At 65.0% G+C, this 13,025-nt stretch carries 10 protein-coding genes; 3 read left to right on the plus strand and 7 right to left on the minus strand.

Features of this window, described 5'->3' with window-relative positions:
* Positions 1-46: 46 nt before the first annotated feature.
* From ACSAMP_RS11155 to recJ, 6 genes are all read right to left on the minus strand, one after another.
* Positions 47-985, minus strand: coding sequence for a uridine kinase family protein (locus ACSAMP_RS11155; RefSeq protein WP_457800496.1), 939 nt, complete (start codon positions 983-985; stop codon positions 47-49).
* Between the two features lie 44 nt (positions 986-1,029).
* Complete coding sequence (gene hemZ, locus ACSAMP_RS11160) at positions 1,030-2,535, minus strand: coproporphyrinogen dehydrogenase HemZ (protein ID WP_441796844.1); 1,506 nt, start codon at positions 2,533-2,535, stop codon at positions 1,030-1,032.
* Positions 2,532-3,146 carry an MBL fold metallo-hydrolase gene (locus tag ACSAMP_RS11165; RefSeq protein WP_457800497.1) on the minus strand — a complete coding sequence of 205 codons (615 nt, stop codon included), beginning with the start codon at positions 3,144-3,146 and terminating at the stop codon, positions 2,532-2,534. Before ACSAMP_RS11165 ends, hemZ begins: the two co-directional genes overlap by 4 nt.
* 15 nt (positions 3,147-3,161) lie before the next feature.
* Positions 3,162-3,596, minus strand: coding sequence for a D-aminoacyl-tRNA deacylase (dtd, locus tag ACSAMP_RS11170; RefSeq protein ID WP_457800498.1), 435 nt, complete (start codon positions 3,594-3,596; stop codon positions 3,162-3,164).
* Positions 3,597-3,712: 116 nt separating this feature from the next.
* Positions 3,713-5,956, minus strand: coding sequence for a RelA/SpoT family protein (locus ACSAMP_RS11175; protein ID WP_457800499.1), 2,244 nt, complete (start codon positions 5,954-5,956; stop codon positions 3,713-3,715).
* Positions 5,957-6,009: 53 nt separating this feature from the next.
* On the minus strand, positions 6,010-8,052 hold the full coding sequence (recJ, locus tag ACSAMP_RS11180) for a single-stranded-DNA-specific exonuclease RecJ (protein WP_457800500.1): 2,043 nt from the start codon (positions 8,050-8,052) through the stop codon (positions 6,010-6,012).
* Positions 8,053-8,325: 273 nt separating this feature from the next.
* On the opposite strand from recJ, the gene mnmG reads away from it, so the two are divergent.
* The 3 genes from mnmG (at position 8,326) to secG (ending at position 11,482) form a co-directional block, all read left to right on the plus strand.
* Positions 8,326-10,233: a tRNA uridine-5-carboxymethylaminomethyl(34) synthesis enzyme MnmG gene (gene mnmG / locus ACSAMP_RS11185; protein ID WP_457800501.1), complete on the plus strand. Its 1,908-nt coding sequence runs from the start codon at positions 8,326-8,328 to the stop codon at positions 10,231-10,233.
* Complete coding sequence (locus tag ACSAMP_RS11190) at positions 10,230-11,123, plus strand: MBL fold metallo-hydrolase (protein WP_457800502.1); 894 nt, start codon at positions 10,230-10,232, stop codon at positions 11,121-11,123. The genes mnmG and ACSAMP_RS11190 overlap by 4 nt, the downstream gene beginning before the upstream one ends.
* Positions 11,124-11,251: 128 nt before the next feature.
* Positions 11,252-11,482, plus strand: coding sequence for a preprotein translocase subunit SecG (secG, locus tag ACSAMP_RS11195; RefSeq protein WP_227147136.1), 231 nt, complete (start codon positions 11,252-11,254; stop codon positions 11,480-11,482).
* A gap of 56 nt (positions 11,483-11,538) precedes the next feature.
* On the opposite strand, the gene ACSAMP_RS11200 is transcribed toward secG, so the two are convergent.
* Positions 11,539-12,981: a nicotinate phosphoribosyltransferase gene (locus ACSAMP_RS11200; RefSeq protein WP_457800503.1), complete on the minus strand. Its 1,443-nt coding sequence runs from the start codon at positions 12,979-12,981 to the stop codon at positions 11,539-11,541.
* Positions 12,982-13,025 lie beyond the last annotated feature (44 nt).

Below are 13,025 nucleotides of genomic sequence, written 5' to 3' on the forward strand. Positions count from 1 at the left end.
CGTCAGAACGGATATAGCCTTCCCCCAGGGGAAGGCAAATTTTGATTCAATGATACTGATAACTCCCCCCGCCGATGAATTCCCGTAGCAGGGAGTCGGGGGCGACCAGCTTGGGGTCGATGGGCTCGAACCAGTGGAAGGCGTCGATCAGCTCCAGCAGCTCGTCGTGGCGGGCGTTTTCCTCGGGCACGGCCCGAAGGAGGGGGGCGGCGTAGTTGGCCATCACCGACACCTCATAGGGCAGGGAGGAGTCGAACACGATGTCCGCCCGGTTTTTATAGGGGGAGATGTACAGCTTCTCCCCCCGGCGCACGTTGGCCCACAGCTTCAGCGTGTCGGCCACCCCGGTGCCCCGGAAGCTGTAGTCCCGCACCGCCCGGCGGACCAGGCGCATCCAGGTGCCCTTAAAGCGCAGGGCGGAGCCCTCGTTCACGTTGGACCGGGCGGAGATATACAGCTTGGCGGTCTCCGGGTGCCGCCCGGCGATGTCGTCGTTCAGGGCGTGGATGCCCTCGAAGATGACGATCTCGTTTTTCTCCAGCTTTAAAGGCGTGCCCAGGCTGTCGTTGCGCATCTGGCGGGCAAACTCGAACCGGGGGATCATAATGGGCTCCCGCCGGGCCAGGGCGGCAAAGTGCCGGTCCAGCAGGTCCATGTCCAGGCACAGGGGGGACTCGTAGTCCAGCTCCCCCTCCGGGGTGCGGGGGGCGGTGTTGGGGTCCACATCTTTGAAATAGTTGTCCATGGCCACTGCGTGGGAGTTCACCCCCCGGCGGCGCAGTTCCTCGGCGATCTTCATGGCCGTGGTGGTCTTGCCCGAGCCGGAGGGGCCGGACAGCAGCACGATGGGGCTCTTGTCCAGGTTGCCCAGGATGCGGTCCGCCGCCAGAGACACCCGCTGGGCATAGGACTGGTCGCACTCGGCCAGAAACTCCGCCACGTCGGCGCGGATGCTCCGGTTGATCTCCTGTAACTGATATGCCATGGTGAAAAACTCCTTTTTCCGGTTTCAGGCAGGTCCTGCCGGGGTCAGCCGCCGTAGAAGGACACGATCTCGTCCTTCTGGGAGAGAATTTTGTCCCGGGCGGCCAGATAGTCGTGGGGATACTTGGGGTTGGGCAGACGGAGGATGCGCCCCGCCGCCGGGTCCACCAGCTTGGTCACGCCGCCGCCGCCGATGGACACCACCGTCTGTAACTCCTCCATCATCACGATGTTATAAAGGCTCTCCGTCCCCGGCTTGGCCCAGCCCACGTTTTCCAGCGAGCCGGACATATACTTCTGCCGGTACAGGTAATAGGGGGCGTAGCCCGCCCCCCGCAGGGTCTTCAGGGAGAAGTCCAGCATCCGGGCCACCTGGTCCCCATCGGGGATCACGTCCCGGCGCTCCATCAGGGTGGAGCCTTTTTTCAGGGCCAGGGTGTGGACGGTGATATTCTCCGGCCCCATGGCCAGCACGCCCTCCAGACTGCGGCAAAAGCCCTCGAAGCTGTCCCGGGGCAGCCCGGCGATCAGGTCCATGTTCACGCAGTCGAAGCCCACCTCACGGGCCAGGGAAAAGGCCGCCTGAATATCCCCCGCCCGGTGGCGGCGGCCAATGGCCTGGAGCACCTGATCCTCCAGGGTCTGGGGGTTGATGGAGATGCGTCCGATCTTGTGGCGGGAGAGGACCGCCAGCTTTTCCCGGGTGATGGTGTCCGGGCGGCCCGCCTCTACCGTATATTCGATGCAATCGCCCAGGGGTAAAGACTGCTCGCACCGGGTCAGCAGCCGGTCCAGCTGGTCAGCCGACAGGGTGGTGGGGGTGCCGCCCCCCATGTAGAAGGAGCGCACCGTCAGCCCCGCGTCATGCAGGGCCTTACCTGTGGCGTCCACTTCTTCCAGCAGCAGCTGGAGGTACGGTTCCACCAGCTTCAGCGTCCGGCCCACGTCGGCGGAGACAAAGGAGCAATAGGCGCACCGGGTGGGGCAGAAGGGGATGCCCACATAGACGGACACCTGCTTTTCTCCCAACTGCTGCCGGGCGGCCAGGGTGGCCTGGGCGCAGTCCGTGGCCAGGGCGGCCCGGACGGGGGAGACGCGGTATTCCCTCTCCAGCTGGGCGATGGCCTCCTCTGCCGTGGCACCGGCGAGCATGGCCCAGGTAGGCAGCTTCACCGGGCGCACCCCGGTGAGGGCGCCCCAGGGCGGCTCCTGGCCCAGCAGGGCACACCCGGCCTGGTAAAAGGCCATCTTCAGGGCGTGCTGGACCACGTGATAGACCTTCTCCGGGGCCTGGTCCAGGTCGGCGGCGGGGAAGCCGCTCTCCCCCCGGGCGGACTGTCCGCCCCGGAAGACCTCCGCCGTGAGACGGGCGTCGGCCCCCTCTACCGCCAGGGAAAAGACGGCGGCGTTGTCCCGGTCCAGACTATGCAAGCCGTCCTCGGGATATTCCGGCCGCTCCCCGGGGAACAGGGTGAGCATCATCTGCTCGGCGGCATAATGATAGCGCTCCGGGCTCCAGTTTATGGTTCCCGGCTGCAAATATAGCTTCAATGGGACATGGCCTCCCTCAAAAACGGGTTGCTTCGCCGCTCTCGCTCTAATGTGGAGGTCACGTCGTGGCCGGGGCAGACGTGACAGTCCCCGGGCAGCTCTCCCAGCTTTTTCAGGGAGGCCATGATCTCGTCATAGCTGCCCCCCGCCAGGTCGGTGCGGCCGCAGGAACCGGCGAACAGGGTGTCCCCGCAGAAGAGCACGTCCCCCACCTTCAGGGTGACGGAGCCTTTGGAGTGGCCAGGGGTGTGGAGCACCTGGATGGTCAGCTCCCCCAGAGTGAGGGCGTCCCCCTCGTCATAGAACTTCAGGTCGGGGATCTGCCCGGCCAGGGGGAACAGGCGGCTGCCCGCCCCGTTGGCGTCGGCCTTGTGGATATAAATTTCCGCCTGGGGCAGGGCCTGGTGCAGCTCTGGCACGGCGGTGGTGTGGTCATAGTGGCCGTGGGTCAGCAGGATGTATTTCACGTCCACGCCGTCGTCCTTTATCACCTGGAGAATGCGCCCGGCCTCGTCGCCGGGGTCGATGACGGCGGCCACGTGGGCCTTCTCGTCCTCCAGCAGATAGCAGTTGGTCCCGATGGGACCCACCTGAAGCACCTTCACTTGCATGGGATACCCTCCTTGTTACAGGTCAAATAAAATGGTCACCGGCCCGTCGTTTACCGACGACACCTGCATGTCCGCGCCGAACTCCCCGTGTTCTACGATGAAGCCCTTGGCCCGGCACTGGTCCATAAAGCGCTCATACATGGGGATGGCCAGGTCGGGCTTGGCGGCCTTGGAGAAGCCGGGGCGGCGGGAGGAGGTGTCGGCATACAGGGTGAACTGAGACACCACCAGCAGCGACCCGCCCACCTGGGACAGGTCCCGGTTCATCTTGCCGTTCTCGTCCTCGAACACCCGCAGATTGCAGATCTTCTCGGCCAGTTTGTCGCAAATGGCTTCGGTGTCCTCCGGCCCCACGCCCAGCAGGACCAGAAAGCCCCGGTCAATGGCCCCCACCGTGCGGCCCTCAATGGCCACAGCGGCGGAGGAAACTCTGGTAACAACAGCGCGCATATCAGCGCTCCTCTCTTGGTTGATGAAGAAAGCCTTCCCCTCCCAGGGGGAAGGCTAATATCGATTCCAATTTGTATTTTTAAACCTAAATCATACGATTTGTTCTAAAAAATCTCTTATTTCCCCGTGCTTCTGGCCACGTGATAGACGCCCTGGATGTTGTTCAGCTTGTTGATGACGGCGTTCAGTTCGGCCTTGTCCTGGACCTCCACCACGATGTTCACGGCGGCGTGGCCGTCGGACATGGAGCGGGCGGACAGGGCGGTCACCTTCACCTTGGCGGCGGACAGGGCCATGGCCAGGTCGATGGTCAGGCCGTCCCGGTCCTTGGCGGACAGCTCCAGGGCGGTCTTATAGTTGGGCAGCTTGCTGCTGACCCAGGAGACCTTCACCCAGCGGTCGGCCTCCTCGGGCTTGCGCTTGTCCGGGGCGGCGTTGGGGCAGTCGGCCCGGTGGACGGACACGCCATAGCCCCGGGTGATAAAGCCGATGACCGGGTCGCCGGGGACGGGGGTGCAGCACTTTGCAAACTTCACCAGGCAGTTGCCCAACCCCTCCACGATGATGCCGGAGTCGGTGTGCTTGTTGGACCCGGTGAGGGGGGCCGGTTCGGTCACCGGGGCGCTCATGCCGGGGACGATCACGCTCTCCGCCGTGGTCTTGGCCGCAGCGGCGGCCTTCTCCGCCTGGAGACGGCCCAGGCGCAGCAGCTCGTCCTTGGCCCGGGCCACGGCCTTGGTGGCGGTGGTGCCGCCATAGCCGATGGAGGCGTACAGCTCGTCCAGGGTGCCGAAGCGGACCTTCCGCAGGATGTGGGGCAGGGCCTCCTCCGCCGTGATGGCGGACAGGGGGATCTTCATGTGCTTCAGCTCGGCCTCGAAGGCGGCCCGCCCGGTGGCGATGTTCTCCTCCCGACGCTCCTTCTTGAACCACTGGCGGATCTTGTTCCGGGCCTCGTTAGACTTGCAGATCTTCAGCCAGTCCCGGCTGGGGCCTTTCGCGGCCTTAGAGGTCTGCACCTCCACGATGTCGCCGTTGTGCAGGGGATAGTCAAAGGGGACCATCCTGCCGTTCACCCGGGCACCCACCATGCTGTTGCCCACGGCGGAGTGGATGTTATAGGCAAAGTCGATGGGGGTGGCCCCGGCGGGCAGACTCTTCACGTCGCCGTTGGGGGTGAAGACGAACACCTCGTCGGCGAACATATCCACCTTCAGAGTGCGGACAAACTCCTCCGCGTCGGTGTCCTGCTGGCTCTCCAGCAGCTTGCGCACCCACTCGAACTCGTGCTCGCTGCCCAGCTGCTTGTTGGCCAGGCCCTGCTTATACTTCCAGTGGGCGGCCACGCCGTATTCCGCCGTCTGGTGCATCTCCCAGGTGCGGATCTGCACCTCGAAGGGGATGCCCTCCCGGCCAATGACCGTGGTGTGGAGGGACTGATACATGTTGGGCTTGGGGGTGCCGATGTAGTCTTTGAAGCGGCCCAGCACGGGCTTGAACATGTCGTGGATGCAGCCCAGCACGTTATAGCAGCCGGGGATGTCGTCCACGATGACCCGGAAGGCGTACAGGTCGAAGATCTCGTCCAGGGTCTTGTTCTGGGTGTACATCTTCCGATAGATGGAGTAGATGTGCTTCACCCGGCCATAGACGGTGGCGTGGATGCCCTCCTGAGCTAAACGCTGCTGTATTTTATGCTGGATGCCCGCCATGAACTCCTCGTGGGCGGAGGAGCGCTCGGCCAGCTCCTCCTCGATCTCTTTATAGCCCACCGGGTCCAGATAGCGCAGGGACAGGTCCTCCAGCTCCCACTTCAGCTTCTGCATACCTAAGCGGTGGGCGATGGGGGCATAGATCTCCATGGTCTCCAGGGATTTTTCCCGCTGCTTTTTGGGGGACTGATACTCCATGGTGCGCATGTTGTGCAGCCGGTCACAGATCTTGATGAGGATGACCCGGATGTCCTGGGCCATGGCCATGAGCATCTTGCGCAGATTCTCCATCTGCTCCTCTTCCTTGGAGACATACTGCACCCGGGTCAGCTTGGTGACCCCCTCCACCAGCGCGGCCACGGGCTCGCCGAACTTTTTGGCGATGTCCTGGTGGCTGGTGGGGGTGTCCTCGATGCAGTCGTGGAGCAGGGCCGCGATGACGCTGTCCACGTCCAGCCCCAGGTCGGCCACGATCTTGGCCACGGCCAGGGGGTGGATGATATAGGGCTCGCCGCTTTTGCGCAGCTGGCCGTGGTGGGCCGTGTCGGCAAAGGTGAAGGCGTCGTACAGCCGCCTGGTGTCCAGGTTGGGGGTGTACATGGCCACCTTGTCCTCCAGGGCCTGATATCGTTCCAAAATAGGGTCCATACTCTCTCCTCTCGCTGCGCCGGAAAAACCGAAATGCCTGTTTAAGTCCCGCGTTAAGCGCGGTCCTCCGCTGCCTGGCGCAGACGCAGCAGCAGAGCGGAGGATTCTAAGTCCACCTTGTGCTCCAGCCGGTGGAGCACCACCCGGACCCGGTCAGTCTGCCGGTCCAGGTCGATAAGGCCCCGCTCCTCCAGCACCTCCAGACACACCAGGGTGCGCATGGGGGCCTCTCTCCGGCCCACCGCCCGTCCGGCCCCCCGGGCGATGTGGGGCAGGCTGTCCTCCATGGTCAGGGCGCTGCCGCAGCGCCGCTCCAGCCAGCGCCACAGGCCCACGAACTCCGCCCGCTGGGGCAGCAGCAGCTCGGCCTCCGCCGGGGAGAGGGCCTCCCCCCGAGAAAACTTTTCATACACGTCCCGCTCCAACTGGGCCCGGCTGGGGGCGGGGCGCAGGTCCATCACCTGAAGCTGCACCGAGCGCAGCCCCCGAAACTCGTTGATCTGGGGGCAGAAGGCCACGTCCAGGCGGCTGCCCGGCTCCAGATCCAATCCGGCGCCGTCGTTGGAGAACCAGATGGCGTCCAATGGCACCCCCCGGGACTCCAGCCGCAGCTTTAAGTGCCGCCCCCGGCCCACGGCCACGGCGCTGACCACCTGGGTCCCCGGCAGCACCAGCACGGGGCGGGGGTTGCCCGCCCCCCAGGGCTCCAGCAGATCCAGCTCCTCCACCGCCGGAACAGTGAGGCTCTCGGGCAATACGGCGGCATCCGCCTCCAGGCAGCTGGCGGCCTGCTTGGGGGCGGCCTCCACCGCCCGGCGCAGGGCGTCTGCCAGGGCGGGGATGTTCTCCTCCCGCACGGTGAAGCCCGCCGCCATGGCGTGGCCGCCAAAGCTCTCCAGCAGGGGGGCGCAGCTCTGCAGCATCTGGAACAGATTCACGCCCCCCCAGGACCGGCAGGAGCCTTTCCCCATGCCCTGGTCCAGGCAGACCATAAAGGTGGGGCAGGCGAACTGCTCGGCCAGGCGGGAGGCCACGATGCCCACCACCCCCTGGTGCCACTGCTGGTCGGCCAGGACGATGGCCCCGGACTGGGGCTGCTCCGTCAGGCGCTGGACGCACTGCTGAAAGATGTCCCCCTCGATGGTCTGGCGCTCCCGGTTCAGGTCGCACAGGGTCTGGGCCAGCGCCTCCGCCCGGTCCGGGTCCTGGGTGAGCAGCAGCTCCAGGGCCACCTCCGCCCGGCCCAGCCGCCCGGAGGCGTTGATCCGGGGGGCCAGGGCATAGCCCACGGTGACCGAGGTCATGGGCCGCTCAGAAAGGCCCGCGCATTCGATCAGCTTGGCAAAGCCCAGCCGCCGGGGCGGGTGCAGGTCGTCCAGTCCCTGGCGGACGATGGTCCGGTTCTCCCCCGTCATGGGCATCACGTCGGCCACCGTGCCCACGGCGGCCAGGTCCCGGTACCGCCGGAACACGTCTCCGGCTCTGTCCGGTCCCGCCACCGCCATGGCCAATTTCAGGGCCACGCCCACCCCGGCCAGCCCCTTGAAGGGGTAGGGGCAGTCGGGCCGGTGGGGGTCCACCACCGCCGCCGCCTGGGGCAGCCGGTCTTTACAGGCGTGGTGGTCGGTGATGACCAGGTCCACGCCCAGCTCCCGGGCATAGTCGGCCTCGTCCAGGGCGGTGATGCCGCAGTCCACCGTGATGATGAGCCCCACCCCCTGGCGGGCCTGGGCGGCCACGGCCTCGTGGTTCAGGCCATAGCCCTCCTCCAGCCGCCCGGGGATATAGGGCCGCACGTCGGCCCCCAGGCTCTGCAAAAACTGGGTCAGCAGGCAGGTGGAGGTGATGCCGTCCACGTCATAGTCGCCGTAGACGGTGATGGTCTCCCCATTCTCAACGGCCCTCCGCACCCGGGCAACAGCCCTGTCCATGTCCCGCATGAGCATGGGGTCCAGCAGGGGTTCGGCCTGGGGGGAGAGGAGCCGCCGGGCGGCCTCCGGGTCCGTCACGCCCCGGGAGGACAGCACCGCCGCCAGCAGGGGGGACAGGCCGCCCGCCTCCAGGGCGCGCTGCCCCTCCGGGAAGGGGGGAGCCACCTGCCACTGTCTTGAATTTCATGGGCCTCGCCCCCTTTCCGTCCCCGCCGCCCTCTGTCAGAGCCATCACGGGTCATTTTAACTTATCTATTATAGCATATTTCCCACAATTTCATCAAGCTAAAATCCCGGAAAAACCGGCTGACTGCCCACAGGGCGGGGGAGGGGGAACGCGGCCTCTCTGCGCCCTTGCCCCCGTGAGGGAGACGTGGTAAAATAATGCTAACATGGGGGTCTGTGCTCCCTGATACACCAAAAGAGGAAACGATGTGTATGAACACTTACTTCGCCGGACAATTTGACGTGGCCGTGATCGGCGCGGGGCACGCGGGCATCGAGGCGGCCCTGGCCTGCGCCCGCATGGGGCTGCGCACCCTGTGCTTCACCGTGAACCTGGACGCGGTGGGCAACATGCCCTGCAACCCCGCTATCGGCGGCACGGGGAAGGGCCACCTGGTGCGGGAGCTGGACGCCCTGGGGGGCGAGATGGGCCGGGCGGCGGACAAGGCCTGCATCCAATACCGGCTGCTGAACCGAGGGAAGGGCCCCGCCGTGTGGTCCCTCCGGGCCCAGGCCGACCGCCGGGCCTATCAGCAGGTGATGAAGCACACCCTGGAGCTTCAGGAAAACCTGTGGGTGAAGCAGGCGGAGGTGGTGGACCTGCGGGTGGACGAGACCGGCGCGGTGTCCGCCGTGGTCACCCACACCGGGGCGGAGTATGCCGTAAAGGCCGTTGTCGTTGCCACGGGGACCTATCTGGGGGGCCGGACCATCGTGGGAGACGTGGTCCGGGACTCCGGGCCGGACGGCCTGGCAGCGGCACTGCCCCTCACCCGGCGGCTGGTGGAGCTGGGATTGTCCATCCGCCGCTTTAAGACGGGCACGCCCCCCCGGGTGAACGCCCGCAGCGTGGACTTCTCTAAAATGGAGCTTCAGCCCGGGGACGACGAGGGGCTGGCCTTCTCCTTCCAGACCGAGACGCCGCCGGAGAATCGGGCGGTGTGCTGGCTGACCTATACCAACGAGCGCACCCACCAGATCATCCGGGACAACCTGTCCCGCTCCCCCCTGTACGACGGGACCATCGAGGGCGTGGGTCCCCGGTACTGCCCCTCCATCGAGACCAAGATCGTCCGCTTCCCGGACAAGGCCCGCCACCAGCTGTTCATCGAGCCCATGGGCCTGAACACCGAGGAGCTGTATATCCAGGGCTTCTCCTCCTCCATGCCCGAGCAGGTGCAGGTGGAGATGCTCCACACCATCCCCGGGTTAGAGCAGGCGGAGATGACCCGGTGCGCCTATGCCATCGAATATGACTGCGTGGACCCCACCCAATTAAAGCCCACCCTGGAGAGCAAGGTGGTCCCCGGCCTTTACGGCGCGGGGCAGTTCAACGGCTCCTCCGGCTATGAGGAGGCGGCGGTGCAGGGCTTTGTGGCCGGGGTGAACGCGGCCCTGAAGCTGCTGAGCCGCCCGCCCATGATCCTGCGCCGGGACCAGGGTTACATCGGCGTGCTGGTGGACGACCTGGTGACCAAGGGCACCAACGAGCCCTACCGCATGATGACCTCCCGCACGGAATACCGGCTGCTCCACCGCCAGGACAACGCGGACCGCCGCCTGACCCCCATCGGCTATGAGCTGGGGCTGGTGTCCAAGGAGCAGTATGAAAAGACCCTGGCCAAATACGCCGCAGCGGACCGGGAGGTCCGCCGGTTAGAGCACACCGGCGTGGCCCCGTCCCCCGCCCTGGACGCCCTGCTGGAGGCCCACGGGGAGACGGAGGTGAAGAACGGGGCGCGGCTGGCCGACCTGATCCGCCGCCCCCGGCTGAGCTATGCAGACCTGGCCCCCTTCGACCCGGACCGCCCCGCCCTGGACCCCGCCGTGGCCCGGGAGGCGGAGATCACCATCAAATACGCCGGGTATATTGACCGGCAGCTGCGCCAGGTGGAGGAGATGCGCCGCCTGGAGGACCGGGTCCTGCCCCAAGATATCGATTATCTGTCCATCCACGGCCTGCGCATGGAGGCCCGGCAGAAGCTGCAGGATATCCGCCCCCACAATTTAGGCCAGGCCAGCCGGGTGTCCGGCGTGTCCCCGGCGGACGTGGCCGTGCTGATGATCTATTTAAAGCAGGCCGAGAGCGCGCACCGGGAGCAAGAGGCCCCTGACCTATGATGAAGCTGACGCAGGTGAGGGGGAACACCTGGGTGATAGAGGCCATGGCCCTGATCCCCTTTTACAAGCTGGACAGCCGCCGGGTGATCCTGCTGGACACCGGCCTGCGGGAGGAGGGGGAGGCCGTCGAGCAGACCCTCCTGAAGCACGGCCTGGAGCCGGCGGGCATTTTGTGCTCCCACGTCCACGTGGACCACTGCGGCAACAACCGGTATTTTCAGGAGAAGTACGGCATTCCCGTGGCCCTCACCCCCAGCGAGGCGGGGATGTGCCGGTCGGTCAGCACCCTGAAGAGCTATTTTCTCGTCCTGTCCCCCCAGACGGTGGAGCGGGAGGCCGGGTGGCTGGTCCACACCCCGGACGTGCTCCTCCCGGAGACGGAGGGGGACTTCGCTTTCGCCGGGGCGACCTTTCACATCGTCCCCACCCCGGGGCACTCCCCCGGGCACACCTCCCTGGTCACGGCGGACAACGTGTGCTACACCGGGGACGCCATGGTCAGCCGGGAGCTGATGGGGGCCAAGCTGCCCTATCACTTCAACTATGCCCAGGCCAACGAGAGCCGGGAGCGGCTGCGCAGCTTACACTGCGACAAATACATCATGGCCCACCGGGACGTGTGTGACCGGGAGGAGTTTCTGCCCCTCATCGACGACAACCGGGCGCTGATCCAGCAGCGGGCGGGGGAGATCCTGGAGACCATCACCCGGCCCATGACCCTGGACCAGATCACCGGGGCGGTGTGTACCCGCTATCAGCTCTTCACCAAAAAGCCCAGCCGTGCCCTGCGGTTCCAGCGGAACATCCGCCTGTTTTTGGACTTTTTGATGGACGAAGGCCTGGTGGAGCTGCGCCCCAGCGGGGGCGTGGTCTGGTATTATCGGGTTTAAGGCGGAATTTTCCCCAATAGGGGCTTGCGCTGGGGAAAAAACTGTGGTATTCTTTAATCTGCGTCCAGATGTCTGGACGGACTTTGCAACAACCGGCCCACAGGGCTTTGAAAGGAACGATGAAAGCAATGAATCTGGTAATCACGGTGATTCAGGTACTGTGTTCTCTGGTCCTGGTGGCCATCGTCATGCTCCAGTCCGGCAAGAGCGCCGGCCTGTCCGGCGCCATCTCCGGCATGGCGGATACCTTCCTGTCCAAGAACAAGGCGAAGACCATGGACGCCAAGCTGGCCAAGGCGACCAAGTGGGTGGCCATCCTGTGGGTGATCCTCACCCTGGCCCTGTGCGTCATTCAGTAATTTAAGACAAAAAATTCCCGTCCGAAAGGACGGGAATTTTTTTATCTTATGGGCCTTCAGCCGTTGCTGCTGAGCAGCTGCTGCTTCACGTCCCACAGCTTTTGGGACAGGTCCACATAGTAGTTGTGGGGGTTCTCAAAGCGCTTGACCTCGTCCCACAGGGAGTCTACCTGGCGCTGGCAATAGGCCCGGCTGGTCTGGATATCGGGCACCTGATACACCAGCTTGCCCCCCTGGAACACGGGCACCAGCAGCTCGGTGGCATAGATGTCGGTAAAGGTCTTCTTCTTCCAGGTGGCGTCCGGGTCGAACAGCTCCAGGGGCTGGGAGAAGTCGAACTCCTCGTCGTGGAGGCAGACCAGGTCGGCCTCGGCCTTGCCGGTGTCCTTGGAGAAGATGCGGTAGACCTTTTTAAAGTGGGGGGTGGTGATCTTGGCGGGGTTCTCGCTGATCTTGATCTTGGGGATGATGTTGCCCTGGTCGTCCTCGATGGCGGCCAGCTTATAAACGCCGCCGAACACCGGCTCAGACCGGGAGGTGATCAGCCGCTCGCCCACGCCGAAGGCGTCGATGCGGGCCCCCTGGCGCACCAGGTCCCGGATGATATACTCGTCCAGGGCGTTGGAGACAAAAATCTTGCAGTCGGTCAGCCCCGCCTCGTCCAGCATCTTCCGGGCCTTTTGAGACAGATAGGTCAAATCGCCGGAGTCCAGCCGGATGCCGCAGCGGGTGATGCCCTGGGGCAGCAGCACCTCTTTAAAGGCCCGGATGGCATTGGGCACGCCGGACTTGAGCACATTATAGGTGTCCACCAGCAATGTGGCGTTGTTGGGATACAGCTGGCAATAGGTCTTGAAGGCGGTATACTCGTCGGGGAACATCTGCACCCAGGAGTGGGCCATGGTGCCCGAGGCGGGGGAGCCATAGCGCTGGTCGGCCAGGGTGCAGGCGGTGGAGGCGCAGCCGGCGATATAGCTGGCCCGGGCGCCCAGAATGGCCCCGTCCGCCCCCTGGGCCCGGCGGGAGCCGAATTCAGACACCGGGCGGCCCTCGGCGGCCCGGACGATGCGGTTGGACTTGGTGGCGATCAGGCTCTGGTGGTTCAGGGTCAGCAGGATAAAGGTCTCCACGAATTGGGCCTGGATGGCCGGGGCGCGGACCGTCAGAATGGGCTCGCCGGGGAAGACAGGGGTGCCCTCGGGCACGGCCCAGATGTCGCCGGTAAACTCAAAGTGCAGCAGATACTGCAAAAACTCCTCGCTGAAGCAGCCCTTGCCGCGGAGATATTCCACGTCCTCCTCGTCAAAGGTCAGGTCCTGGATATACTCCACCACCTGGGCCAGGCCCGCGGCGATGGAAAAACCGCCCTTGTCGGGCACCGAGCGGTAGAACACGTCGAAATAGCAGATCCGGTCCTTCAGTCCCGTCTGAAAATAGCCGTTGGCCATGGTCAGCTCATAAAAATCACACAGCATCGTCAGGTTTGTTTTCGCTTTCATTCCTGAGGCCGCCTCCTCATATCAGGGGGTGACAAGACACCCCG

This window comes from Flintibacter sp. SJQ-8, from assembly GCF_054108085.1.

Bases quoted from the DNA above. Each gene is read 5' to 3' on its own strand.
- ACSAMP_RS11190 (WP_457800502.1), top strand. From the start codon at position 10,230: ATGATGAAGCTGACGCAGGTGAGGGGGAACACCTGGGTGATAGAGGCC.
- dtd (WP_457800498.1), bottom strand. From the start codon at position 3,596: ATGCGCGCTGTTGTTACCAGAGTTTCCTCCGCCGCTGTGGCCATTGAG.
- ACSAMP_RS11155 (WP_457800496.1), bottom strand. From the start codon at position 985: ATGGCATATCAGTTACAGGAGATCAACCGGAGCATCCGCGCCGACGTG.
- secG (WP_227147136.1), top strand. From the start codon at position 11,252: ATGAATCTGGTAATCACGGTGATTCAGGTACTGTGTTCTCTGGTCCTG.
- ACSAMP_RS11200 (WP_457800503.1), bottom strand. From the start codon at position 12,981: ATGAAAGCGAAAACAAACCTGACGATGCTGTGTGATTTTTATGAGCTG.
- mnmG (WP_457800501.1), top strand. From the start codon at position 8,326: ATGAACACTTACTTCGCCGGACAATTTGACGTGGCCGTGATCGGCGCG.
- ACSAMP_RS11175 (WP_457800499.1), bottom strand. From the start codon at position 5,956: ATGGACCCTATTTTGGAACGATATCAGGCCCTGGAGGACAAGGTGGCC.
- ACSAMP_RS11165 (WP_457800497.1), bottom strand. From the start codon at position 3,146: ATGCAAGTGAAGGTGCTTCAGGTGGGTCCCATCGGGACCAACTGCTAT.